Below are 26,195 nucleotides of genomic sequence, written 5' to 3'. Positions count from 1 at the left end.
TTACTGACGGATATGACCATCACCCAGCACCACGTATTTCTGCGACGTCAGGCCTTCAAGGCCGACCGGGCCACGGGCATGAATCTTGTCCGTGGAAATACCAATTTCGGCCCCCAGGCCGTACTCGAAACCATCGGCAAAGCGCGTCGAGGCATTGACCATCACCGAGCTGGAATCCACTTCCCGCAGGAAGCGCCGCGACTTGGTGTAGTTTTCAGTGACGATGGCATCGGTATGGTGGGAGCCATACTGGTTGATATGGCTGATGGCCTCATCCATGCCGTCCAGCACGCGGATCGACAGAATGGGGGCCAGGTATTCGGTGGACCAGTCTTCCTGCGTTGCCGCCAGAATCTGCGGCAGCAGCGCGCGGGTGCGTTCACAGCCGCGCAGCTCGACACCGGCCTGCTCATAGGCGCCGGCCAGCTCCGGCAACACCTTGGCGGCCACACTGCTGTCGACCAGCAGGGTTTCCATGGTATTGCAGGTGCCGTAGCGGTGCGTCTTGGCATTGAGGGCGATATTGATCGCCTTGGAGATATCCGCCTCACTGTCGATAAAGACATGGCAGATACCGTCCAGATGCTTGATCACCGGTACCCGGGCATCACGGCTGACCCGCTCGATCAGGCCCTTGCCACCGCGGGGTACTATAACGTCGACGTACTCCGGCATGGTGATCAACTGACCCACGGCGGCACGGTCGGTGGTCTCGACCACCTGCACGGCGGTCTGCGGCAGCCCGGCGCGCTTGAGGCCCGCGGCAATGCAGGCCGCAATCGCCTGGTTGGAATGAATCGATTCCGAGCCACCGCGCAAAATGGCGGCATTGCCGGACTTCAGGCACAGACTCGCCGCCTCGACCGTCACATTGGGACGCGACTCATAGATGATGCCGATCACGCCCAGGGGCACGCGCATCTTGCCGACCTGGATACCGCTGGGGCGATAATTCATATCGGTGATACCGCCAATGGGATCCGCCAGTGTCGCCACCTGACGCAACCCCTCGACCATGGTATCGATACGTGCCGGTGTCAGCTCCAGGCGGTCAAGCATGGCTGCATCCAGGCCATTGGCCCGGGCGCTTTCCAGATCCTGCTGATTCGCGCTCGCCAGAGTATCGCGTCCTGCCTCGATGGCCTCGGCCATGTACAGCAACGCCCTGTTCTTGATGCCGGTTTCAGCACGTGCCATCAGCCGCGACGCCTCGCGTGCACGCTGACCCAGCTCGATCATGTATGCCTCTACGTTCATGCCCTGCCCTTAACTCCGGTCGTTAACCTGCGCATTATACCGTCCGGAACCCGGATCTTGCATGAAGGATTTCACTTTTGCTGCAAGCGCCGAAAGCGACACCCAAACCGATACACCAACAGGCCACTGCAACCGGTGTTTTAAATGACCTTTGAGTGCGCTGCAACATGCAGCCCGGCAGCACTGTGCCGGCCCCGGTTGAGCTGTTATGATCGGTTTCGTCCAATTTCCACGCGCCTCTGGATAACCCAGCACACTATGTCCGCAGTCCAGCCCCATATCACCTCTATTCCGTCCCCGTTGCGTCGTCGCCTGCTGCTGCAACTGGCCATGATCCTGACCTGTGGCCTGCTGCTCAGCAGCGGCTATCTCTGGTTCAGCGCCAGCAAGGATGCCCAGGCACAAACGCTGGCATCCGGCGGCAAGCTGATGCGCCAGTCCGCCGTACTGCTGCAACCGCTGCTGCTGGCCGACGACCGCGTCAGCCTGAACTACCTGATCAACGAGCTGGGCGACCAGCCCGAAGTGCGCGGCATCGCACTCTATAACCAGACCAACGAGCTGGTCGCCCGCAGCGGTGAAGCCGAAGGACCGCTGGAACGCGAGCTGATGCTGGAACGCGAGCAGCAGCCCCTGGGCCGCATGCTGTTCTGGCTCGATCCGGCCCCCGCCCGGGAGCAACGCCTGGGGCAGCTGACCCTGGTGGCCATGCTCTGGCTCGGCAGCGCCCTGGTGGCCCTGCTGACCCTGGCCATGACGCTGAACCCCCGCCCTCCACGGGAATCCAGTGATGCCGAACAATACGATGAAATTCTGGCAGATGCCGAGCTGGAAGAGGAGGCAGGCACAGCGCGGGATACGGAACCGATGAGCGGGCTAAACCCAGCGACCTTCCCGGCGGAAGGTTCGGCTGAGGCAAAGCTGCAACAGGACAATGCCGAGACTGAGGATGATAACCGGCGTTACGACTTCCCGGCCGAAGATGCAGACGCATCGGCCGCAGCCGATGAGGATTATCAGCCCCTCAACGACACCGACGACTTTGGCCAGAATAGTGATCAATACGACGATCAGGACGACGCTTCAAACAAACGCCGACAGCCTGAGCGGGAAGAGTCCGGCTTCGAGGGACTGCTGGATCTGCTGCGGCCGGTGAAGGAACGCCTGATGCCCCGTTTCATGCCTTCGGCGCCGCAGCCGGATGAATCCGAACGTCCCCAGGAACCCCGTTTTATCGACGAGGATCTGGAGTTTGACGACGATGAATCGGCTGCCGCCGAACCCGAGCGCCCGAGCGCGCCCAATCCACTGCGCGAACGCGCCGAGACTCAACTGGGTCTGTACAGCTTTGAGCACGAACTGGAACTTAGACTGGCGCCGGATGAAGCCAGCTATCTGCTGCTGATCGATGCCGCCAGTGGCCATGCCGAGTATGTCGATGAAGACGAACGCACCGAGCTGCTGACCCACTACCGCCAGTTCGCCCATCAGATCGCCGCCATTTACAGTGGCGACATCGAACCCCAGGACAACGGCGACGTGCGCATCTGGTTCCGCCAGCCCACCGACGACGACGCCCACGGCGCCAATGCGCTCTGTGCCGCCAAGCTGTTCACCCTGCTGTACCGGGCCTTTAACCAGGGCCGTATTCGTGGTTTCCAGCCGGTACTGAACCTGCATATAGCACTGGTCCGCGGTAACTGCCTGAAACCCGCACTGATGCTGGAAGAAGTCCAGTTCCTGACTCGCAGCACCCAGAGCAACGAACTGATCAGCCACACGGCGCTGACCGAAGTACCGGACCTGAAGGACAATCTGCTGGAGCACGCCGATGTCAGGCGCGAGGACGAAGACAAGGTGCTGATCCATCGCCTGAGCGAGGATTACGAGGAGCTGCTGCAGCGCCAGGCCAGCCACCTGATCAGCAAGACCGGCTGATCTCAGCCGGACGCACCCCAGGCCAGACAGCAAAAAGGCGCTGACGACACAGAGGTCGCCAGCGCCTTTATCGTATGTCAGGGCGCGTGCAGCCGCTGCCCTCTACTCGTCTCCCTCCACTTCCAGACGATCAACCCGCTGATAACCCCGTGGCAGCTTGTTGCCGCGCCGGCCACGCTCACCACGATAGTGATCGATCTCCGCCGGCTTGAGCTTGAGGTGCTGCCGCCCGGCGTGCACCACCAGCGCCCGGTCCGGATCCAGCGTGATCAGTGCGGTCAGATACTCTTCCCGCGCCTTGGCCCGCGCCCCCGGAATATTGATGATCTTGTTGCCCTTGCCCCGCGCCAGCTCCGGCAGATCCGCCACCGGGAAGACCAGCAGCCGGCCTTCATTGGTGACCGCCGCCAGCAGATCCCGTGCTGCATCCTTCACCAGAATAGGCATCAGGGTCAGGCTCGCCTCCGGCAGTGTCAGCGCCGCCTTGCCGTTCTTGGTTTTGCTGCTCAGATCAGACACCTTGGCGACAAAACCATAGCCCGCATCCGAGGCCAACAGCACCCTATCGTTATCTTGCCCCGAGAACATGCCTTCAATGGTCGCCCCCTTGGGCAGCGACAGCTGGCTGGTCACAGGCTCACCCTGTCCCCGCGCCGACGGCAGCGTATGGGTATCCAGGGTATAGCTGCGCCCGGTTGAGTCGAGCAGCAGGGTCGGCTGATTCATGCGCCCGGCACAGGCCAGCTTGAAACTGTCACCGGATTTGTAACTCAGGCCTTCGGCATCGATATCGTGCCCCTTGGCGGCACGAATCCAGCCCTGTTTGGAAATCACTACCGTCACCGGATCGGCGCTGAGCAGATCCTTCTCGCTGAAGGCCTGGGCTTCGTTGCGCTGCACTATGGGCGAGCGGCGGTCATCACCGTACGTCTTGGCATCGTCCTTCAATTCATCCTTGATGAGCTTGCGCAGGCGCGAATCTGAACCCAGGATTTCCTCGATACGCTTGCGCTCGGCCTCCAGCTCGTCCTGCTCGGCACGGATTTTGAACTCTTCGAGCTTGGCCAGGTGGCGCAGCTTGAGCTCCAGAATCGCTTCGGCCTGGCGCTCGCTGATATTGAAGCGCCGGATCATTTCGGCCTTGGGCTCCTCCTCGTAGCGGATAATGGCGATCACCTCGTCGATATTGAGGTACGCAATCATCAGGCCTTCGAGCAGGTGCAGCCGGTCCAGCACCTTATCCAGGCGATACTGCAGGCGGCGGCGTACCACCTGGGTACGCCAGCTGAGCCACTCGGTCAGGATCTGACGCAGATCCTTCACCTGGGGCCGGCCATCGATACCTATCATGTTGAGGTTAACGCGGTAGCTGCGTTCCAGATCAGTGGAGGCAAACAGATGTGCCATCAACTGGTCGATATCAACGCGGTTGGAGCGCGGAATAATCACCAGCCGGGTGGGGTTTTCGTGATCGGACTCATCCCGCAGATCCGCCACCATTGGCAGTTTCTTGGCCTGCATCTGGGCCGCGATCTGCTCCAGAATCTTGTTGCCTGAAACCTGATGCGGCAGCGCCGTGATCACAATTTCACCCTGTTCACGGATATAGACCGCACGCATACGTACCGAACCGCGACCGGTTTCGTAGAGCTTGCGCAGCTCATGGGCCGGGGTGATGATTTCGGCGTCCGTGGGCATGTCCGGCCCGGGAATGAATTCGCACAGCGACTGCACATCCGCCGAAGGATGGTCCAGCAGATGCAGGCAGGCACTGGTCACTTCACGCAGGTTGTGCGGCGGTATATCCGTCGCCATGCCCACGGCAATGCCGGTGGTGCCGTTGAGCAGCACGTTGGGCAGGCGCGCCGGCAGTACCGCCGGCTCCTGCAGGGTGGCATCAAAGTTGGGCAGCCAGTCAACCGTACCCTGGCCCAGCTCGCGCAGCAGCAGCTCGGCATAGGGCGCCAGGCGCGACTCTGTATAGCGCATGGCGGCAAAGGACTTGGGATCATCCGGCGAGCCCCAGTTGCCCTGGCCATCAACCAGCGGATAGCGGTAGCTGAACGGCTGCGCCATCAGCACCATGGCTTCGTAGCAGGCCGAATCGCCGTGGGGGTGGAACTTGCCCAGCACGTCACCGACGGTACGGGCCGATTTCTTGTACTTGGCCGTGGCCTTGAGGCCCAGTTCCGACATGGCATAGACGATGCGGCGCTGCACCGGTTTCATGCCATCGCCAATATGCGGCAGCGCACGGTCGAGAATGACGTACATGGAATAGTCCAGGTAGGCCTTCTCGCTGAAATTCTTTAACGACAGCCGTTCGACGCCGTTTTCAAACGTGGTTTCTGTACTCATTTTAAGCTTCCGTCCGGGCACCCGTGCCCGTCATCAGATATCGGCCAGGTTGCCCTTGATCTCGAGCCAGCTCTTGCGATCCGGCGAGCGCTTCTTGGCCAGCAGCATATCCATGGTTTCGTCGGTGTCGTCGCCTTCTTCCGTATCGATAGTGAGCTGCACCAGGCGGCGGGTATCCGGCGCCATGGTGGTCTCACGCAACTGCAGCGGATTCATTTCACCCAGACCCTTGAAGCGCTGTACGCCAATCTTGGCGTTTTTGCGCTCGGCACGAATGCGCTCGATGATGCCGTTCTTCTCGTCCTCGTCCAGGGCGTAGAACACCTCCTTGGCGACGTCGATGCGAAACAGCGGCGGCATGGCCACATGAATATGGCCGGCGGCCACCAGCGGGCGGAAATGACGCGCAAACAGTGCGCACAGCAAAGTAGCTATGTGCAGACCGTCGGAGTCGGCGTCGGCAAGGATGCAGACCTTGCCATAACGCAGACCGGTGAGATTGTCGGAACCGGGTTCAACGCCGATAGCCACGGAGATATCGTGAATCTCCTGCGACCCCAGCACCTCGCCGGAGTCCACTTCCCAGGTATTCAGTATCTTGCCACGCAGCGGCATGATGGCCTGGAATTCGCGGTCCCGTGCCTGCTTGGCCGAGCCCCCGGCCGAGTCGCCCTCCACCAGAAACAGCTCGGATTGCATGGCGTCGCCGCCGGAGCAGTCCGCCAGCTTGCCCGGCAGTGCCGGCCCCTGGGTCACCTTCTTGCGTACCACTTTCTTGTTGGAACGCAGACGGCGCTGGGCATTGCTGATCACCAGCTCCGCCAGCTGTTCGCCCTCTTCCACATGGCGGTTCAGCCACAGGGAAAAAGAATCCTTGATGGCACCGGAAATAAAGGCGGCAATCTTGCGCGACGACAGCCGTTCTTTCGTCTGACCGGCAAACTGTGGATCGCGCATTTTGGCCGAGAGGATATAACAGCAGCGCTCCCACACATCATCTGCGCTGAGCTTGACGCCCCGGGGCAGCAGGTTTCGGAACTCGCAGAACTCGCGCATGGCTTCGAGCAGACCGGTTCGAAAGCCGTTTACATGGGTGCCGCCCTGGGCCGTGGGAATCAGGTTGACGTAGCTTTCGCCCACCATGTCACCACCGTCCACCAGCCACTGCACCGCCCACTCCACCGCGTCTTCTTCACCGGTAAGGCTGCCGCTGAAAGGCTCAGCCGGCAGCGCCTCGAAGACCTGAGTCGAGCCCTTGAGGTAGGCCACCAGGCCATCTTCGTAATACCACTCTTCCTTCTCGGACTTGGCATCACTCTGGTCGACAAAGGTGACCCGCAGCCCCGGGCAGAGCACCGCCTTGGCCCGCAGTACATGCTTGAGACGCGGCACGCTGAATTTCGGGCTGTCGAAGTATTTCGGGTCCGGCGAGAAGCGCAGGCTGGTGCCGGTATTGCGCTTGCCACAGCTGTCGATGACTTCGAGTTCAGACACCTTGTCACCATCGGCAAAGCCGATGCGATAGACATTGCCGTCACGCTTGACCTGCACTTCCAGCAGGCGCGACAGCGCATTGACCACAGACACACCCACGCCGTGCAGGCCGCCGGAAAACTGGTAGTTGTCGTTGTTGAACTTGCCGCCGGAATGCAGCCGCGTGAGGATCAGCTCAACGCCGCTGACTTTCTCTTCGGGGTGGATATCCACCGGCATGCCCCGGCCGTCGTCGCTCACGGTCATGGAGCTGTCCTTGTGCAGCACGACGTCGATCTGTTTGGCGTGGCCGGCCAGCGCCTCATCGACGGAGTTGTCGATCACCTCCTGGGCCAGGTGGTTGGGACGGTCGGTTTCGGTATACATGCCCGGCCGGCGTCTTACCGGATCCAGACCACTGAGGACTTCAATCGCCTCGGCTGTGTATTGTGTCGCCATCGGTTGCGGATTCCTGTCAATGCGATAGCTGGGAGAAGGGTAAAGCTACGGCTTCGGGCAACTCGATGCGCCCGGCCGCAAAGGCGAGAATCGCCGGCAGCAGATCCTCGAAACGGTCAAAACCATGACTGCCTCCGGGCTGCACAAACTGCACGCAGCCCGCATAACGGGCCACCGCCTCGCGATAATCCAGAGTTTCATCTCCCGTCTGCTGCAGCAACAGATAACGTTCCGGCGCATGCAGCTCGGGGCAGACCAGCACCTGCAGCTGGGCCAGATGCTCTGGCGTCAGCTGGTAGTGTTCGTGGGTATAGAGATTTTCGTTGTCGCCCAGCCAGCCGGCCAGCAATACCTGGGGCGCGACGGCCGGGTTCACCAGCACGCAGCGACAATGCGGGTATTTTTCCACCAGCGCGGTGCTGTAAAAGCCCCCCAGTGAACTGCCCACCAGCAGCACGGGCTGCAGCCTGTCGGCCAGCAGTGCTTCGAGCTGCGCCATGGCCTCTGCCGGCCAGTGCGACAGGGCCGGCACGCTGTAGTGCGCCGCCAAACCCTCACCCTCGAGGTAGTCACCCAGGATGCGGGCCTTGATAGACGCGGGGGAACTGTTAAAGCCGTGAACATAGATAAAATGGGTCTGCGTCATCCCCGCTCCTTGCTGATACTACTATGGCGGAACCATACCGGAGGGGCCTAGTTGACGCAATCCGGCAGCTCTACGCGACACAGCCTTGCCTCTATGCGGCCATCATCCTGCAATTCGTAATAACGATACCCGGGACGCGCCAGCGCGCCATCGGTTTCAAGCTGAAAATTTTCACAGCCCGCCTCAAACTGCATCGCGGTGGAGGGCGCAGCAAACAGCTCTATCTGGCCGCGCTGCAGATGCTGCTGCTGATGCACATGACCGAATATCAGCCCGCGCACCTGTGGATAACTATCAATGATGGCCCACAACTGCGGGGCATTGCCCAGCATGATGGCATCCTGCCAGGCGCTGCCAAGAGCCACGGGATTGTGATGCAAGGCGATAAACACCCAGCGCTGGCCGGCACTTTGCAGTTGCTGGCGCAACCATTCCAGCTCCCCGTCGGACAGGCTGCCACTACCACGGCCATCAGGGTGGGCGCTGGAGTCCAGCAGCAGAATACGCCAGTAGTCGCTGTCGATCAGCTTGCAGCCCAGCGCCGGCTCCTGCGCCTCAAGCGCCCGCATGGATCCAGCCACATCATGATTGCCCGCCAGCCAGTGGCGCTGCGCGGCCAGGCCTTCAACAGACGCCAGCAGCCGCTGGTAGGCATCGGGTTCGCCATGGTGGGTCAGGTCACCGGTCAGCAGCAGCAGGTCGGCCTTTGCAAAGCGCTGGCGCGCATCGGCGGCCACAGCCTGCAGATGGCACAAAGGATCAATACCACGGAACAGACCGCCGGGGTCCGGGCTTAGATGGCAGTCACTCAACTGCAACAGGCGAAGGGGCATTTTGGACAGCTCTTCAGACAGTGCTATTACACCGCTTTTTAAACAAAGACGGGTTCATTGTGGTGACCATGGTTCAGGCAATGGTTCAACCACTCACCCAGATAACCGTTGAGCTGCGCCTTTTCATCGGGATGGTGCATGTCACGGTTGGGATAACCATAGACACCGGATAGCTGACGCCGGCTCTTCTGGCAGATGACTTCCGCCATGGTGGCATCGTGGTACAAGCGCACCACCAGCGTGGGGGTTGTCAGCCAGCTCGACCCACTCTCGTGCAGCTGCTTTACCAGCACCGTAGAGGTGTAGGCGAAGCGTTCCTCCACTTCGAGGCGCACCACGACCTGATGCGCTTTCCAGTACACCTGGAATTCGCGATGATCGCAGACATCCAGGTCCGGCAGCAGCTTCATCATGCGCGCGTAGTTGGCCTCACACTGGGCCATCTGCCGCGACAGGTCGGGTACATACTTGCGTCTCATGGCGGCTCCCGTTACACCCACTGCTGTTCGAGTCGCGGGCTGTGCATTTGCAGCCATTGTATCGCAATGATCGCCGGGGCGTTATCGATCACCCCATCCCGCACCAGCGCACAGGCGTCGTCCAGCGACAGCACATGCACGAGAATGTCCTCACCTTCTTCCGCCAGGCCATGAACACCCCCGGCCTGACTGGCATCCACCTGGGCACAAAGCAGATCAATATACTCACGGGCGGCGCCTGGACTGGGCGTAAAGCGACTGATGGGTTCGATAGCCCCCAGCTGCAGGTCGGCTTCCTCCACGGCTTCACGGCGCGCAACATCCGCGGCGCTCTCCCCCGGTTCCACCAGACCCGCCACCAGCTCGAGCTGCCAGGGGCCCCGCGGATGATCCAGGGTGCCGACACGAAATTGTTCGATTAGCACCACGGAACGCAGCACCGGATCATAGGGCAGTATACAGACAGCATCACGGCGCCGGTAAAGCTCGCGCTGAATGCTGGCTTCGCCGCCCAGAAAACAGCGGTGCGTCACCGTTACGCGGTCGAGTTTGAAAAAGCCATGATGCAGCGCTTCGTCGGCGCTGATGTGAAAATCAGCGACGCCAAAACGGGGTTTCCAGCCGCCAGCCATATCTGCGCTCCCGTTGCGAAACGCACACTATAGCAGAGATCATCAGCGGCACCGGACAGAGGCTGTGTTGAGGGAATGCCCTTCAGAGGGCGCGGCGCGGGGACAGATACAAAGGACCCAGGCGGGTGGTCTTGGCGGCCTTCTTGGCCTCGGCGGCAAGCTCCGCCACTTCCCCAAAGCCGGGGCAGCGATAAGGGTCTGGGTGCACCACGCCGACGGCGAGCCCCAGCAATTCATGGAACTGACGGCCGCCTTCGCGCCCCTGCGCCCAGATACCGCCGTCCTTCAAATGCTGCGGATCATAGAATTCACTTACCGACTGGCCGAACTCTTCCAGAATGCGTTCACAGGCCGCTCTCCAGAGTCCGTGGCGGAAGATCACCACGAAATCGTCACCGCCGATATGACCCACGAAGGTATCAGGTGCACTGGCATGGCGCGCCAGCAGATCGCCGAGGTGTCGTATCACCCGATCACCCCGGGCATAGCCGTAGCGATCGTTATAGGCCTTGAACTGATTCAGGTCGAAATAGGCCACGTGGAAATCACAGGCGCCCTCGAGCAGGCGATCAAGTTCCTCGTTCACCGGCACATTGCCCGGCAGCAACGTCAGCGGATTGGCATAGCGGGCCGTGCGAATCTTGAGCTCGGTAATAGTGCGCAACAGATCACGTACATTGCCCATGCCCAGATAGCTGCCATCCTGAACGATAAGAATATCCTGCTGCATCAGGCTGGATTCCTGCTCGGTCAGCACCTGCGATACCTGCTCCAGCGGCATGCCCACCTCAACCGCCAGAAAATCACGCTGCATGATGTGGCTCACAGAACGCTGCTCATACAGCGCCCGACCATACTGGCTGGAATAGAGCTCCCACAGCTCCTGTCGACGCAGCACGCCCACGGGCTGGCCATCATCCAGCACCGGAATCAGGGTCAGATCCGGGTGCTGGCGCAGCAGCACACTGGCGGCATCGATCTTGTCGTCCAGCGTCACCGCCGGTGCAGACCTGAGCAGTACGGCGGCGGTTTCGGCACGCTCATTATCCCGACTGGCACGCCTCGGCGTCATGGCGATATGGCGGCACGCCGCCGCCGCGACCGGCAGCGACTGGGGCTTGCCCAGCAAAAAGCCCTGGCCAAAACCGACACCCAGCAGCTGCAGCGTATGCAGCTCCCCGCGGGTCTCAATCCCCTCGGCGACGACACGACAGCGGGTGCTGTTACCTATATTGATAATGGATTTGACGAACTCGCGTTTCACGCTGTTCTGATCAATACCGCGCACAAAGTGCTTGTCGATCTTGACGTAGGCTGGCTGCAGCTCCGACCAGAGCCGCAGCCCTGAATAACCGGAGCCAAGATCGTCGATAGCAATGCCAAAGCCCATGTCCTGATAGTGACGCACGGCGGTCTGCGTCAGGCCGCAATGATCAAACGGATGCTGCTCCGACAACTCGATAACAATGCTGGCCTGGGGAATTTTCAGCTGCTCGAGCCATTCCAGCGTCAGGCCCTGGGGGTGACCCGGCATGCCGAGCAGGGACGCATTGATATTCAGAAACAATTTGCCGGCGGGGCGCAGTTCGGCAAAACGCTGCAACGCCAGGCGCCGGCACAGCAATTCGAGTTCCGCCAGGCGGCCCTCGGCCAGTGCGGCTGCGAACAAAGGCCCCGGCATCTGCATGGCGCTGTCCTGGGGGCCACGTATCAGCGCTTCATGGCCGATCACTTCACCGCTCTGAAGATCGACAATGGGCTGAAAATAGGGGGTCAGGTTTTCATCCCGAATAATGGTGTCCAGCACACTGAGTTCGTTCGCCACGGGCGCTGTGTGAAGGCTTGACTGCATGCGTTATTCACCGGGAGCTAGCGACATTCTGGCCGCCAGACTATGCCCGATTAATGACAGATTCATGACAGCAACAGAAAACCCTGTCCGCCGCCTGCGACTCAGTCGGTCAGCTCCACCTCAAGCAGCTGTAGCACGGACTCCAGCGGCATAGGGCGCGCCAGCAGGTAACCCTGCCCCATCTCACAGCGGTTCTCCCGCAGGAAGGCCAGCTGCGCCGGGGTTTCGATACCTTCCGCCACCACTTTGAGCCCCAGCTTGTGGGCCATGGCGATAACCGCGGCGGCAATTTCCATGTCGTTGCGATCATGGGGAATATCGCGCACAAAGGAGGCATCCACCTTGAGCTGATCCACGGGTAACTGCTTGAGATAGCTCAGCGACGAATAGCCGGTGCCAAAGTCATCGATAGACAGCGTCACCCCCAGGTCCTTGAGCGCCCCCAGAATTTCAAGCACCCGGCTGATATCATCCATGATCATGGACTCGGTGATCTCGAACTCAAGGTAGCGCGCCTCGAGCCCACTGTTCTGCAACGCCAGACGCACCGTATTCAACAGGTTCGGGTCACGGAACTGGCGCAGCGACAGGTTCACCGCCACCTTGACGTCATGCCCCTGCTCGACCAGATGGAAACCGGCCCGACAGGCTTCGTGAATCACCCAGTTGCCCAGCGGCACAATCAGACCCAGCTCCTCGGCCACCGGAATAAACTCGACCGGTGAAATCCAGCCACGTTCCGCATGGTGCCAGCGGATCAGGGCCTCCATGCCCACCAGCTGCAAGCCGCCCAGCAAATTCCACTGCGGCTGATACACCAGGGTGAAGTGCCCCTCCTCCAGCGCGGTGCGCAACTCGGCTTCCATCTGCGCCCGCCGCATGACTTCCTCATTCATTTCGCGGGTGAAGAACTGATAGTTATTGCGCCCCTGGCGCTTGGCACGGTACATCGCCAGATCTGCGTTCTTCATCAGTACAGACCAGGTATCACCGTCATCAGGCGCCAGCGTGATACCAATACTGAAGGTAATCAGCACTTCATGTCCGGCCACAGGTATAGGCGTCAGCAGTGCGTTAAGCAGCTTCTCCGCCACCTTTTTGGCCTGTGCCAGACCGGTCACCTGGGGCAATAGTATGATGAATTCATCACCGCCCAGGCGCGCAATAATATCGGTCTCGCGCAGCGTCACCCGCAGATGTCCGGCGATCGCCTGCAGCAACCGGTCACCGACATCATGCCCCAGGGTATCGTTAATCTGCTTGAAGTTGTCCAGATCCAGGTAGAACACCGCCAGCTGCTGGCCGGTACGGCGCACCTTGCGCAGCTCCTGGTCCAGCTGCTCGCGGAACAGCCGCCGGTTACCTAGCTGAGTAAGGGGGTCGTAGAAGGCGAGCTGCTCGATCTGCGCCTGGGAATGTTTCTGGGCGGAGATATCCTCACTGATGCCGATAAAGTGGGTTACGCTGCCATCTTCGTCCAGAATTGGCGACACCGATAGCGCCGACCAATAGAGCGCACCGGACTTGCGACGATTGCGGATTTCGCCGTGCCAGTCCTGCCCCGCCAGCAATGCCTGCCACATGCTGCGGTACACCTCGGCATCGGTCTCGCCGGATTTCAGCAGCGATGGCCGCTGCGACAGGGCTTCCTCGACGCTGTAGCCGGTGACGTCACAGAATTCTTCGTTAACGTATTCAATAATGCCGCTGGCGTCAGTAATGACTACCATGCTGGAGCTCTGTTCCACCGCCCGCGACAGCTTACGCAGCTGATCTTCGCGCTGGCTGCGCTCCACCGCAAGACTCACCAGCCGTGCCGCCTGCTCCAGCAGCTTGATCTGTGCCGGCGTAGGCCCACCGGCTTCGGGCGAGTACAGGCATAAGGTCCCCAGGACTTCACCGTGGCTGCCCAGCACGGGCTCCGACCAGCAGGCGACAATATTGGCGCGGGCAACAAGTTCTACAAAAGAGGTGAAATAGGGGTGTTCCTGCGCATTCTCGACAAGCACCCGTTTGCCGGTGGCGGCGGCCGTACCGCAGGCACCCACGCCTTCGGCCGCAGCCAGTCCATCTGAAACTTCGCGAAAATAGTCGGGGAGTGAAGGTGCCGCCGTGGAGCGCAGCAATCGATCCTTGTCCAGCAGCATGACCGAGCAAAGCAGGCCGGGGTAGGCCTGCTCCACCGTTTCGACCAGCCGCTCAAGTACCGTGGTCAGGGCAATACCGCGCAGCAGGCAATCCAGCGTCATGTTCTGCAGCCGCGTGATGACCTCTTCCTGACGCTGCTCCGTAATGTCGCTGCCAATGACAAGCAGCGCCGGCTCCTGCGCCCCCTGAACCGGCAGGCGGGTACGCAGAAAACTGACCAGGCGCGGCCGGCGCCCGGCACCATGCACCCAGTCTTCACTCCGGAAGATGCCGTCGGTCTTCAGCGCACGACGCTCCTGCGCCGAGATGCGCTGTCCGTCGGACACCGAGAATATGTCACCGCTGGTTTTCCCTAACAGCACCTCAGCGTTCAAACCGGTGAATTCTGCGAAGGCGCGATTGCAATCCAGATACTGGCCACTGGCGCTCTTGATCGAAGCCGCCTCGGGCAGGGCATCGAAGATGGCTCTATAACGATACTGGCCGGCTTCGAGTGCCCGCAGTTGCACCTGCTGCTGCCGGCTGCGATAACAGACGCTAGCCAGCACCGCCAGGGTCAGCGCAAGCATCACCAACAGTGCGGCCATCACAGGCGCGGGATTCTCAAGTACGTCGGCCGCCATTGAGGCCGATGGCCATAGCATCGGCGCAACAGCAGACACCAGGATAAGACCTGGATAGGGCATGCGGCGTTGCGCTATACAAGCAGACATCTTCCTGCGTCCTGCTGACATCAACGGCTCCTGACTTGATTGAGCCCACAGGGCCCGGTCGACTTCGGCGCTACGATGCGGCGGCAGAGCAAGACTCTGCAATCAAATACCCCAGCAGATCCCATCTGGTTTCATCCGTGATTAAGCCATCCTGCACATCCTGCATGATGTTCACGCTCACCGCAAACCTGCATGATCAATCCGCCCGCCATCGCCGCCGACAACGCACAGAGCAAACGGCATTAGAGCTTGCAGGCACCGCCGGCGCAATCGTCAAAGTCCATGTTGTCCAGCTCTTCGCGCTCGGCCTGAGCCTGACTCAGACGCTGCAGCAGCTCACCCTCGGCACCTGCGCCCGCTTCAACACCCGCCCTGGCGAAAACCGTCAGCAGGGTGTTGAGTTCATTCAGCGTCAAATCATTCATTCTCGTACTTCCTCTTGTCACCAGATTCGGGAGCCTGGATGGCCCCCACATTAATTAGCTGATCGCTTCGAGGTGATCCACCATCAGCTGCAGATTGCGCTGGCCGCGAAATTCATTCACGTCCAGCCGATACACCACCCGCACCCGCTGCACCGACGTGTCTGGCCAGAGCGCCGTATCAATATTAAACCAGATGGCATCGATCGCGAGCCCGGTGGCCGGCTCCATCAGCACCAGCTTCAAATGTCGCTGCCCAACAATGCGCTGCTGCAGCAGACCGAAGTCACCATCGAACAGTGGCTCCGCAAACTGCTGCCCCCAGGGTCCGCCTTCTCGCAGCACTTCAGCCAGCTCAATGCTCAGATCGGCGGCACTCAAGGCGCCATCTGTCAGCAGGCGTCGCGTAAGGGCTTCTTCATCGAGCTGCTTTCGCACCTGCTCATCAAAGGCCGCACTGAAATCGGCAAAACGTGCCGCATCCAGCGTCATGCCCGCCGCCATCGCATGGCCGCCAAACTTGTGCAGCAGGCCGGGATAGCGCGCGGCTATGGCATCGAGTCCGTCGCGGATATGGAAACCGCTGATCGAGCGCGCCGACCCCTTGATCTCGCCATCATCGCCAGGGGCAAAGGCAATTACCGGGCGATGCACCCGCTCCTTGATGCGCGAGGCCAGGATGCCAATAACACCCTGATGCCAGCTTTCATCGTACAGGCAGAGCCCCACGGGCAGCGCAGTCTCATCCAGCTCCAGTCGCGCCAGCGATTGCAACGCCTGCTGCTGCATCTCCTGCTCGATACCGCGACGCTCCTGATTCAGCTCATCCAGGGTGCGGGCAAGCTCCAGCGCACGATCAGGGTCATCGGTCAGCAGACATTCAATGCCGATAGACATATCTTCGAGCCGGCCGGCGGCGTTGAGGCGCGGTGCCAGGGCAAAGCCAAGATCACTCGCCACCAGACGCGACTGGCTGCGGCCCGACACCTCAATGAGAGCATGCAGCCCAGGACGCGCCTTGCCAGCGCGGATACGCTGCAGGCCCTGGTGCACCAGCACCCGGTTGTTGTGCTCCAGCGCCACCACATCGGCCACAGTCCCCAGCGCCACCAGATCCAGCAAACTGGCGAGGTTCGGCGCCGGCAGGTTACGCTGTTCAAACCAGCCGCGGGCTGTAAGCGCCCGGCGCAGCGCGATCATGACGTAAAAAATCACCCCGACACCACAGGTCGACTTGGCAATAAAGCCGCAGCCCGGCTGATTGGGATTGACGATGGCGCAGGCCGCTGGCAGTTCGCTGCCGGCCAGGTGGTGATCGGTGACCACCACATCCATGCCACAGGCATTGGCGCGGGCCACCCCCTCCAGGCTGGAAATGCCGTTATCCACCGTCACCAGCAATTTGGGCCCCAGCTTGCGCGCCACCTCGACAATTTCGGGACTCAGGCCATAGCCGTACTCAAAACGGTTGGGCACCAGGTAGTCCACCTGGGCTGCGCCCATCATGCGCAGCGCCAGCACCGCCACTGCGGTACTGGTGGCACCGTCGCAGTCAAAGTCGCCGACAATCAGTATGCTCTCGCCGGCGCTAATCGCCTTTACCAGCCGGGCCACCGCCGCATCCAGCCCCTGCAGACCGGAATCCGGCAGCAGTTCTGAAAGTGAGCGCCCCAGATGATTCAGCGACTGCACACCACGGGCGGCATAGATACGCGCCAGCACGGGGTGGGTTTCGCTGAAAACGGGCAGGCTGCTATCCGGCGCCGGGCGCCGTTCGATCTGTATATCCGTCATGGCATCAGGCCTCGGGTGCCGGGAAAAACGCAGTGGTTCGCCCGGTGAGGTGGTAGATCAGCAGACCGGTCCATTCCCGCACGCCCACCACCAGATCACGCAGATTGAGGGCGAACTGCACCCGCACCAGATCACCGCTACTGATGTAGTCCACCGGATAAGGCACAAGCTGCCAGCCGAGCTGTCGATAGATACCCACGGAGCGCGGCATATGGAAGGCTGAGGTGACCAGCAGCCAGGGTTGCTCCGGTACCCCGCCCAGCAGACGGGCACTGAAAAGCGCATTTTCCCAGGTATTGCGTGAATCACGCTCGAACAGCACCGGCCGCTCGAACAGGGATGCCGGCAGTGTCGCCAGCCAATTCTGGGCGACATCGGCGCCGCGGTACTGTGCATCCAGCACCGCGGCAGAGCCGCCACTGAACACCACCTGGGCGTCAGGATAGCGCTGCATCAGCTCTGGCAACACCATCAGACGCTCGGCCGCACTGTTGAACTGGCTTTGCTCCCAGCGCGCACTCAGGTCGGCATCCTCGCCGCCGCCCAGCACCATGATGCCCGCCACCGACTCGGGCAGTGCCGCAGGCTGAAAGCGTGACTCCAGAGGCTGCAACAGCAGATTGCCCAGGGGCAGCAGCATAAGACTCAGCATGGCCAGCGCCAGCAAGCCCAGCAGCGCCCGACCCCAGCGACGGCCTAGCCAGACACCGCAGGCCGCCAGCAACAGCAGCAGAACCAGCAGATTATCCGGCTGTACCGCCAGCCACAGGGTCTTGGAAATGAGGAAGAACAGATTATCCATGCAGCGACAGCCGATGGGCAGCGCCACAGGCGCTGCCCATCGGATTCAGCACATCAGGCGCTGGGGCTATCACGCCTTGTGAACATGGGAGGCCAGGAATGCCTGCACCACGGACAGGTCATTGGCCAGCACTTCATAGTGCTCGGGGCGTTCAAACAGATCCGCCATGCCTTCTGGCAGCTGCGGCGATTCGAGACCCGCCTTGATCACCGGCTCCGGGAACTTGACCGGATGGGCCGTCGCCAGGGTGATCATCGGAATGCTGCGATCACGGTTGCAGTCGCGCCCGGCCTGCAGGCCAATGGCGGTGTGCGGATCCAGCAGATAGCCGGTTTGCGCATGCACCTCACGAATCAGGTTGCAGGTGGTTTCGTCGTCGACCGCCTGGCTGTCGAACAGCTCGCGGACCTTGGCCCAGCGTGCTGCGTCGAGCTGTACGGCATCGGTACGAAAACGCGCCATCAAATCAGAAATGGCCGCGCCATCACGGTCGTACACATCGAACAGCAAACGTTCGAAGTTGGACGACACCATGATATCCATCGACGGTGACAGCGTGTGCACCAGCTCGCCGCGGCTCATGTCGTTACCGGAAATGACCCGGTGCAAAATGTCGTTACGGTTAGTGGCAACCACCAGCTGAGCGATGGGCAGACCCATCTGCTTGGCCAGGTAGCCTGCGAAGATATCGCCGAAGTTGCCGGTCGGCACCGAAAAGGCCACCGGACGCTGCGGGCCGCCCACGGCCAGCGAGGCTGCGAAGTAGTACACGATCTGGGCCATGATGCGGGCCCAGTTGATCGAGTTGACGGCGCCGAGCTTCAGTCCCTTGAGGAAGGCCTGATCGGCAAAACTGTCCTTGACCATCTGCTGGCAGTCATCGAAGTTGCCTTGCAGCGCGATATTGAAGACGTTATCGGCCTTCACGGTGGTCATCTGGCGACGCTGAACCTCAGACACCCGCTTGTGGGGGTGCAGGATAAAGATATCCAGATGGTCACTGTGACGGCAGCCTTCGATAGCCGCAGAGCCGGTATCACCGGAGGTGGCACCCATGATGACCAGGCGCTCGCCGCGCTTGGCCAGCACATGATCCATCAGGCGGCCCAGCAGCTGCAGCGCGAAATCCTTGAATGCCAGGGTCGGACCATGGAACAGCTCCAGCACCCATTCATTGCTGCCCAGCTGCACCAGCGGCGCCACGGCGCTGTGATCAAAAGCGGCGTAGGTTTCATCCACCATTTTCTTCAGATCAGCATCATCGATGCAGTCACTGACGAAGGGCTGAATCACCTTGAAAGCCAGCTCGTGGTACGGCAGTGCCGCCCAGGATGCGATTTCTTCGGTGCTGAAGGTCGGCAGCATTTCGGGCACATAGAGGCCGCCATCGCTGGCAAGGCCTGCCAGCAGCACTTCTTCGAAGTTAAGTGCAGGCGCCTGGCCCCGGGTTGAAATATATTTCATGCTCGTTTCCTCAATCCTTCAGTAACTCGACACGGATGCGGGTTACCTTGCCAAGGATATCGTCCAGCGCCTCGATCTGGGCCAGGGCATCGTTCATCACCCGCTCCTTCACCCGCTGGGTCAGGATAATCACCGGCACCTGTTCGGCAGTGGTTTCTTTCTGGATGATGGCTTCGATATTGATACCGCTGTCACCAAAGATCTTGGTGATGTGCGCCAGTACGCCTGGACGTTCGATGGCGTGAATGCGCAGATAGTAGGCTGTGTGGATTTCTTCCACTGGCAACACCGGCAGATCCGACAGTTCACTCGGCTGGAAGGCCAGATGCGGCACTCGATGGCCCTGCTCGGATACCAGCATGCGCACCACGTCTATGACATCGGCTACCACGGCGGACGCCGTAGGCTCGGCACCTGCGCCGGCACCGTAATACAGCGTCTGACCCACGGCATCGCCATCGACCATGACCGCATTCATTACGCCTTCAACATTGGCCAGCAGCAGCTGCTTGGGGATCAGCGTCGGATGTACACGCAGCTCGACACCCGCGTCCGTACGACGGCTGATACCCAGATGCTTGATGCGATACCCCAGCTCGTCGGCATAGGTCACGTCGTCCTGGGTGATAGCGCTGATGCCTTCGGTGTAGGCCTTATCGAACTGCAGCGGAATACCGAAGGCGATGGAGGCCAGTATGGTCAGCTTGTGGGCTGCATCAATACCCTCCACATCAAAGGTCGGATCGGCTTCGGCGTAACCCAGCGCCTGGGCTTCGGCCAGTACATCGGCGAAGTCACGGCCCTTCTCACGCATTTCGCTCATGATGAAGTTGCCGGTGCCATTGATGATGCCCGCCAGCCAGTTGATCTGGTTGCCGGCCAGGCCTTCACGGATCGCCTTGATAATGGGGATACCGCCGGCGACCGCCGCTTCGAAAGCCACGATGACGTTATTTTTCTGCGCCGCTTCAAAAATCTCGTTGCCGTGCACCGCGATCAGCGCCTTGTTGGCGGTAACCACATGCTTGCCGTTTTCGATCGCCGTCAGCACCAGCTTGCGGGCAACATCATAGCCACCGATCAGCTCAACCACGATATCGATTTCCGGATTGGTCGCAACCGCGAAAATGTCGGCGGTAATGTCAATGCCGCGGGTATCAGCGTTCGGGTTTTCACGCCGCGCTCCCACCTGGGCTACGACTATATTGCGGCCTGCACGACGGCTGATTTCGTCTCCATTGCGCTGGAGTACATTGAAGGTGCCGCAGCCTACGGTGCCAAGACCGCAGATACCAACTTTAACCGGTTTCAAATCAATACCTCACTCGCTGTTGAGTCGATCCGGATGACCTTTCGTCATCCGCGGTAAAAATGGGTGGGTATTATAACGGGTGTTGGACCTGACTTGGATAGGGATATACAGAAGATACAGGATGAATTTGCCGAACGGCAGATCAGGGAAGGACAAACAGACAGCAAGTGACACGACTAAACCGTGCCACCTGCAGACGCAATTTTACTGCGCCAGACCGAGCATCTGAGCCAGACGCGCCGCCGGCATGTAGCCCGGAACCAGGCTGCCGTCTTCAAAGACCAGCGCAGGCGTACCGGTTACACCCACCTTCTGCCCCAGTGCGAACTGATCCATTACCGGCGAATCGCAAACCTGAGCCTCGATGGTTTCACCATTTTTAACCTTGGAGAGGTTCTCGGCACGCTGATCCGGCGCCGAACACCAAACCGACTGCATCTTGGTAAAGGCTTCAGAGCGTTCGCCAGCACGCGGGAAGGCCAGGTAATCCACCTGAATACCCATGGCATTCAGCTTGGGAACTTCTTCATGCAGCTTGCGGCAGTAGGGGCAATCGACATCGGTAAACACGGCTATCGTCGCCTTGACCTCACCCTCTGGCTTGAAGGAGATGCGATCTTTCGCATCGACACCCTCGATAAGAGCAACCCGCTGGGTATTCAGACGCGCTTCCGTCAGGTTTACAAAACCCTTGTCATCACTCAGCTTGTAGAGCTGACCCAGCATGAAATACTCGCCTTTGGGGTCGGAATAAAGCACTTCGCCGGTACCCAGAACCACTTCATAGATACCCGGAATTTGCGCCTGGGTAACGGATTCAACCGGAATACGGGCATCAACCTTCATCAACTGCTGGGAAATGATCTCGGTAATCCCGGCATCAGCCTCGGCTGCCTGCAACGTGCCACTGAAGCCCAGCACCAGAAGGGCACTCAGGATAGATTTATGCATAAAAACCCTCAATATCAGTCGATGTTTATAGACCCTCTCAGACGAGACAGGCACTAATAAGTTCCCCGGCGCCGCTAGCCCCGCGGATGGTGCTGACGGTGCACGGACTGCAACCGGTGCTGCGCGACCTGAGTATAAATCTGCGTGGTAGAAAGGTCACTGTGCCCCAGCAGCATCTGCACTACTCGCAGATCAGCGCCATGATTCACAAGATGGGTGGCGAAGGCATGACGCAACACATGGGGAGACAAGGGCTTGTCGATACCGCCGGTCAGAGCATGCAGCTTGATGCGATGCCAGAATGTCTGGCGCGTCATCTGCTGCCCGCGCCGACTGGGAAACAACACCTCAGACCCGGCTTCAATCAGCTCCCGCCGCGCCTGCGCCAGATAACGCTGTAGCCAGTACACAGCCTCATCACCCAGCGGCACCAACCGCTCCTTGTCACCCTTGCCAACCACCCGCACCAGCCCCTGGCGCAGGTTCACCTGACCACAGGACAGGCCCACCAGCTCCGACACCCGCAAACCGGTTGCGTACAACACTTCCAGCATGGCCCGGTCCCGCAACCCCAGCGCATCATCCAGCGGCGGCGCTGCCAGCAGCTGCTCAACGTCTTCCTCGGTCAGGGTTTTGGGCAGGGGGCGGGCACGGCGCGGACTGTCGATCTGCAGCGTCGGATCATCCGTCAGGCGCTCCTCGCGAATCCAGTAGCGGTAAAAACCACGCAGACAGGACAGCAGGCGCGCCGTGGAGCTGGCCTTGAGCCGGGCTTCGAGTCGCCAGTCGAGATGGCGCCGCAACAGCGACCGATCGGCCTCAAGCAAGGCAGCACCCTGATCATTGAGCCAGCAGGCAAAAAGACTGAGATCACGCCGGTAGGACGCCAGCGTGTTGGCACTGAGACCCTTTTCAAGCCAGATAGCATCGATATAGCGCTCTATGGCGCGCTGATCAGCCACATCCGGCGAGCGCCGGCGCAGACGGCCGTCGCCTTCGACATCAGCCACGGTACCCTTAACGCCAGACGGACAGTTCTGCGACCTTGTCAGCCGCAATCGGGAAAATTGCCACTCCGCGGTCCAGACGCTGTTCTACTTCCAGGTTGCCCCCGGCCACCCGCACCAGAGTGCCCTCGATACGACGCCCAAAATAGGTACGCAGCTTGACCTTCTGCCCGGCATAACCGTGCACCTGCTGCACCGCGGTGGGCTTGTAGGTTTTTTCCGCAGCCTTCGCCTTGACCACTATCCCCGGCATAACCTGAACCACATCAGGATCAATAATGACAGCCACCTGCCCCGGCTCAGGCCTGGGCTGCTCCAGCTCGATCACCAGGTCTTCCTGGGGGGCGCGCTTTTCAACCACACCGGCGGTCAGATTTTCAGACTGGAGGGCGTCACTTGACAAGACCTCAGCCGCAGCATTGGCGGCAACAGCTTCACCCGGATCCAGCGACCAGTTAATACTGCTCAGATCCTGACTCACGCCATTGACAGAAACCCGGATATTAAGGAGATCAAGCAGATCCTCGGGCGAGGAAATCGTCGCCATGGATTGAGCTCCAAAGCCCGGCGGCGGCTCGGCGGCCACCTGCAATATCGCCCGCGGCTGCTGCAGGTCCGCGTAGGCCTTCAGCAGCAGCTCAGGCACCGACCAGCCGAGCTGTTTGAGTTCAGAGTGCACCATCTCGCTATGACGCTGGGCATATTCATCAGGCGCGTAACCACCACGCTGAGCACAGAAACGATTGCGCCTGGCGTTGTAGCCCAGGTCGCTGTAATCAAGCGAGACGCGTTCCAGCGTCGGCTGCGCCTGCACCAGCGAGCCGATAGAAAGTACGTTACTGGCCAGGGACAGATCGACATAAAAGCTGGTTTGCGCCATGTCGGCAACGCTGACATCGGAGCGCAGACGCAGCGACTGGGTGCGGGGCATAAAGTCCATCGCCACCAGCATATCCATATTCAGGCGCTGGTACTTCATCGCCCGGGTGGTTGCCAGATCAAAGCGTTGCACATCACCACAGGCGAGGGCTTCAAAACCGGTACCCTGCTGCGGCACAGCAAAGGACTGCCCCATGGCTTCCCACTGCGCCAGATAATCGGCATCGAGGTTCATATCCAGACCCGTGATCGACAACGCCATATGCTCGGGCCAGCTGCCCTCGCGCAGGGTCTTCTCGGCATCGAGGTAGAACAATGGATCAGGCGCCTGGAACAGGACTGAGCCAATCAGTACAGAATCCTTGCTGCCCACCGGCGTTACCTGCACACCGGCAATGCCGGCACTGCCATCAAGCCCGGCAACAACGCGTGCATAGGAGATCTTTGCGTAAGGTGCCGCAGCGTCGACCATGCGATCAGCGGAGCTTTTTACCTGATACCAGTAATACCCATAAGCACCACCGGCTATTAATGCCGGTATCAGCAAAAATCCCAGCAACCTAAACAACTTCCGCATAACTGCAGCTCCTTTTGTAGTCTGTCAGTACCGGCTTACAGAGATTTTAATAGTAGGCATCATAGCGACAAATGGCGAACAGGCCAACGACAGAGCCATTTAAGCCCAGACGCAAAAAGGGCGACCCGAGGGCCGCCCTTTTAGAAACTGGTATGAGCCGAGGCTCAGCCCAATTTTTCCTTGATACGTGCAGACTTGCCGCTGCGCTCGCGCAGGTAGTACAGCTTGGCTTGACGCACGTCACCGCGACGCTTGACACCAATGCTGTCAACAGTCGGGCTGAAGGTCTGGAAAGTACGCTCAACGCCCACGCCGTGGGAGATTTTGCGTACGGTGAAGGCAGAGTTCAGGCCGCGGTTACGCTTGCCGATCACAACACCTTCAAACGCCTGCAGACGCGTACGGGCGCCTTCAGTCACTTTAACCTGCACGACAACGGTATCACCGGGGCCGAATTCAGGGATCTGCTTACCCATCTGCTCAGCTTCGATCTGCTGAATGATAGAGATTTTGCCGCTCATAGCTCGCTCCTAGAGTGAGTACTCAACCGTCGGACCTCTGGGTCTCACGGATGTATTCGTTTAACAACGTCTGCTGCTCGCGATCCAACTCGAGGCTTTCCAGCAGGTCCGGGCGCCTTGTCCAGGTTCGGCCCAGTTGCTGTTTCAGGCGCCAGCGCCTGATTTCCTCGTGATTGCCGCCTAGCAGCACCTCGGGTACTTGCATTCCGTCAAACTGTTCCGGTCTCGTGTAGTGCGAGCAATCCAGCAACCCCTCGCTAAAGGAGTCTTCGGCAGCGGAGCTCTGATGACCCAGTACACCGGGCACTAGCCTGGATACTGCATCGATCAGCGTCATGCTCGGCAATTCGCCGCCACTGAGGACAAAGTCTCCCAGCGACCACTCTTCATCGATTTCGGTTTCCAGCAGGCGCTCGTCGATACCTTCGTAACGTCCCGCCACCAAAATCAACTTCTGCCGTGCCGCCAGCTCACACACACCGGCATGATCCAGCCGACGCCCCTGGGGCGACAGATAAATCACTGTCGCTCCTTCGCCAGCAGCGCTGCGCGCAGCCTGTATCGCATCCCGCAATGGCTGAACTTTCATCAGCATGCCAGGACCGCCCCCATAGGGACGGTCATCGACAGTACGGTGCTTGTCCAGAGCATAATCCCTGGGATTCCAGCACCGGACATCAATCAGCCCATTGCGCACCGCCCGTCCCGTGACCCCGTAAGCCGTTACAGCTTCAAACATCTCGGGAAAGAGGGTGACTACACCAAACCACACCGCCTAAAACTCCGGATCCCAGTCGACCCGAATGCTACCCTTAACCAAATCAATTTCCTTGATCACCTGATCCGGCAAGTAGGGAATCAAACGCTCGCGGCGATCAATACTCTCTTCGGTGCCCCGTACGATCAAAACATCGTTGGAGCCCGTTGCGATCAGGTGCTCTACCTTGCCCAGCAACTGGCCAGACACGGTATATACCAGCAGGTCTTCGAGCTGCCTCCAGTAGTACTCACCGGCTTCCAGCTCAGGAAGACGGCTGCGTTCGACCAGAATTTCAGCACCGCAGTAAAGCCGTGCCACGTCCCGATCATCTACTCCAGCCAGCTTGGCCACCAGGCCTTTGCCATGAACCCGGCCACTTTCAATCTCGACGAATTTTATTTCGTTTCCGATCTTCAGCTGCCAGGGGGCATAGTTCAGGATGTTTTCCATCGGCTCGGTACTGGAATGAACCTTTACCCAACCTTTGACGCCGTACAGAGTTGTAATCTTGCCCAGCGTTATAAGAGAACTTGTGTCTTCCATCCTTCGACCCGGCCCAACCTTGCGTTACTTAGCTGCTTTCTTTGCTTCTTTGATCAGCTGAGCAACACGCTCGGACAGGCTAGCGCCTTTTTCCTGCCAGTACTGAACACGCTCCAGATCGACACGCAGGCCTTCTTCCTGACCGCGTGCAACCGGGTTGAAGAAACCAACGCGCTCAATAAAGCGACCATCACGCGCATTGCGAGAATCGGCTACGGTAAGGTGATAAAACGGACGCTTTTTGGCGCCGCCACGAGACAGACGAATTGTTACCATGTGCATGGTCCCTTTATTTGCGCGGGTTTTAGGATCGCCCGCGGTTTCAAATCCGGGCTACACCGGGACTAACCCCATGCAGCTACCGGGCCTACAAAA

22 protein-coding genes are annotated in these 26,195 nt (G+C 60.1%); 1 reads left to right on the top strand and 21 read right to left on the bottom strand.

Annotation, left to right across the window (positions count from 1 at the left end):
- Positions 1–1,257, bottom strand: a complete 1,257-nt coding sequence (locus A8C75_RS02575) for a glutamate-5-semialdehyde dehydrogenase (RefSeq protein ID WP_067377684.1) — start codon at positions 1,255–1,257, stop codon at positions 1–3.
- 258 nt (positions 1,258–1,515) lie between these two features.
- Between A8C75_RS02575 and A8C75_RS02570 the strand changes: the two genes are divergently transcribed.
- Entirely contained in the window at positions 1,516–3,195 is a 1,680-nt protein-coding gene (locus A8C75_RS02570) for a hypothetical protein (RefSeq protein WP_067377682.1), read from the top strand.
- Between the two features lie 102 nt (positions 3,196–3,297).
- Here the strand turns inward: A8C75_RS02570 and parC are convergent, their stop codons facing one another.
- From parC to rpsP, 20 genes are all read right to left on the bottom strand, one after another.
- Complete coding sequence (gene parC, locus A8C75_RS02565) at positions 3,298–5,553, bottom strand: DNA topoisomerase IV subunit A (RefSeq protein WP_067377679.1); 2,256 nt, start codon at positions 5,551–5,553, stop codon at positions 3,298–3,300.
- A gap of 33 nt (positions 5,554–5,586) precedes the next feature.
- Positions 5,587–7,485, bottom strand: a complete 1,899-nt coding sequence (gene parE / locus A8C75_RS02560) for a DNA topoisomerase IV subunit B (protein WP_067377676.1) — start codon at positions 7,483–7,485, stop codon at positions 5,587–5,589.
- A gap of 16 nt (positions 7,486–7,501) precedes the next feature.
- The gene (locus A8C75_RS02555; protein WP_067377673.1) at positions 7,502–8,131 is read right to left on the bottom strand and encodes a YqiA/YcfP family alpha/beta fold hydrolase; all 630 of its coding nucleotides are present in this window, start codon (positions 8,129–8,131) and stop codon (positions 7,502–7,504) included.
- A 47-nt stretch (positions 8,132–8,178) separates the two neighbouring features.
- Positions 8,179–8,964 (bottom strand): metallophosphoesterase, encoded by a 786-nt coding sequence (locus A8C75_RS02550; protein ID WP_067377670.1) that lies wholly within the window; start codon positions 8,962–8,964, stop codon positions 8,179–8,181.
- Positions 8,965–9,002: 38 nt separating this feature from the next.
- Positions 9,003–9,443, bottom strand: a complete 441-nt coding sequence (locus A8C75_RS02545) for a DUF1249 domain-containing protein (RefSeq protein ID WP_084783679.1) — start codon at positions 9,441–9,443, stop codon at positions 9,003–9,005.
- An 11-nt stretch (positions 9,444–9,454) separates the two neighbouring features.
- Complete coding sequence (locus A8C75_RS02540) at positions 9,455–10,075, bottom strand: NUDIX domain-containing protein (protein WP_067377664.1); 621 nt, start codon at positions 10,073–10,075, stop codon at positions 9,455–9,457.
- 82 nt (positions 10,076–10,157) lie between these two features.
- Positions 10,158–11,927, bottom strand: a complete 1,770-nt coding sequence (locus A8C75_RS02535) for a GGDEF domain-containing protein (protein WP_067377660.1) — start codon at positions 11,925–11,927, stop codon at positions 10,158–10,160.
- A gap of 101 nt (positions 11,928–12,028) precedes the next feature.
- On the bottom strand, positions 12,029–14,788 hold the full coding sequence (locus A8C75_RS02530) for a sensor domain-containing protein (RefSeq protein ID WP_162272094.1): 2,760 nt from the start codon (positions 14,786–14,788) through the stop codon (positions 12,029–12,031).
- Between the two features lie 242 nt (positions 14,789–15,030).
- Positions 15,031–15,213, bottom strand: a complete 183-nt coding sequence (locus A8C75_RS02525; RefSeq protein WP_067377653.1) for a hypothetical protein — start codon at positions 15,211–15,213, stop codon at positions 15,031–15,033.
- A gap of 54 nt (positions 15,214–15,267) precedes the next feature.
- Complete coding sequence (recJ, locus tag A8C75_RS02520) at positions 15,268–17,004, bottom strand: single-stranded-DNA-specific exonuclease RecJ (protein ID WP_084783675.1); 1,737 nt, start codon at positions 17,002–17,004, stop codon at positions 15,268–15,270.
- Positions 17,005–17,008: 4 nt separating this feature from the next.
- On the bottom strand, positions 17,009–17,806 hold the full coding sequence (locus A8C75_RS02515; protein WP_157890200.1) for a YdcF family protein: 798 nt from the start codon (positions 17,804–17,806) through the stop codon (positions 17,009–17,011).
- 69 nt (positions 17,807–17,875) lie between these two features.
- Positions 17,876–19,270 (bottom strand): threonine synthase, encoded by a 1,395-nt coding sequence (gene thrC, locus A8C75_RS02510; protein WP_067377650.1) that lies wholly within the window; start codon positions 19,268–19,270, stop codon positions 17,876–17,878.
- Positions 19,271–19,280: 10 nt separating this feature from the next.
- Complete coding sequence (locus A8C75_RS02505) at positions 19,281–20,582, bottom strand: homoserine dehydrogenase (RefSeq protein ID WP_067377648.1); 1,302 nt, start codon at positions 20,580–20,582, stop codon at positions 19,281–19,283.
- A 204-nt stretch (positions 20,583–20,786) separates the two neighbouring features.
- A complete protein-coding gene (locus tag A8C75_RS02500) occupies positions 20,787–21,533 on the bottom strand; it encodes a DsbC family protein (RefSeq protein WP_067377644.1) in 747 nt (248 codons plus the stop codon).
- Between the two features lie 74 nt (positions 21,534–21,607).
- Positions 21,608–22,543 (bottom strand): site-specific tyrosine recombinase XerD, encoded by a 936-nt coding sequence (gene xerD, locus A8C75_RS02495; protein ID WP_227819820.1) that lies wholly within the window; start codon positions 22,541–22,543, stop codon positions 21,608–21,610.
- A gap of 7 nt (positions 22,544–22,550) precedes the next feature.
- A complete protein-coding gene (locus A8C75_RS02490; RefSeq protein WP_067377641.1) occupies positions 22,551–23,996 on the bottom strand; it encodes a hypothetical protein in 1,446 nt (481 codons plus the stop codon).
- Positions 23,997–24,160: 164 nt separating this feature from the next.
- Positions 24,161–24,517, bottom strand: coding sequence for a 50S ribosomal protein L19 (gene rplS, locus A8C75_RS02485; RefSeq protein WP_067286209.1), 357 nt, complete (start codon positions 24,515–24,517; stop codon positions 24,161–24,163).
- Between the two features lie 22 nt (positions 24,518–24,539).
- Positions 24,540–25,289: a tRNA (guanosine(37)-N1)-methyltransferase TrmD gene (trmD, locus tag A8C75_RS02480; protein WP_067377639.1), complete on the bottom strand. Its 750-nt coding sequence runs from the start codon at positions 25,287–25,289 to the stop codon at positions 24,540–24,542.
- A gap of 3 nt (positions 25,290–25,292) precedes the next feature.
- A complete protein-coding gene (gene rimM / locus A8C75_RS02475) occupies positions 25,293–25,820 on the bottom strand; it encodes a ribosome maturation factor RimM (protein WP_067377636.1) in 528 nt (175 codons plus the stop codon).
- A 24-nt stretch (positions 25,821–25,844) separates the two neighbouring features.
- Complete coding sequence (gene rpsP, locus A8C75_RS02470; RefSeq protein WP_067377634.1) at positions 25,845–26,096, bottom strand: 30S ribosomal protein S16; 252 nt, start codon at positions 26,094–26,096, stop codon at positions 25,845–25,847.
- Positions 26,097–26,195: the final 99 nt, after the last annotated feature.

This window comes from Marinobacterium aestuarii (genome assembly GCF_001651805.1).
GTDB classification, from domain to species: domain Bacteria; phylum Pseudomonadota; class Gammaproteobacteria; order Pseudomonadales; family Balneatricaceae; genus Marinobacterium_A; species Marinobacterium_A aestuarii.
Note: the sequence above shows the minus strand (reverse complement) of the source record. Positions and strands in the feature narration are given on the sequence as shown.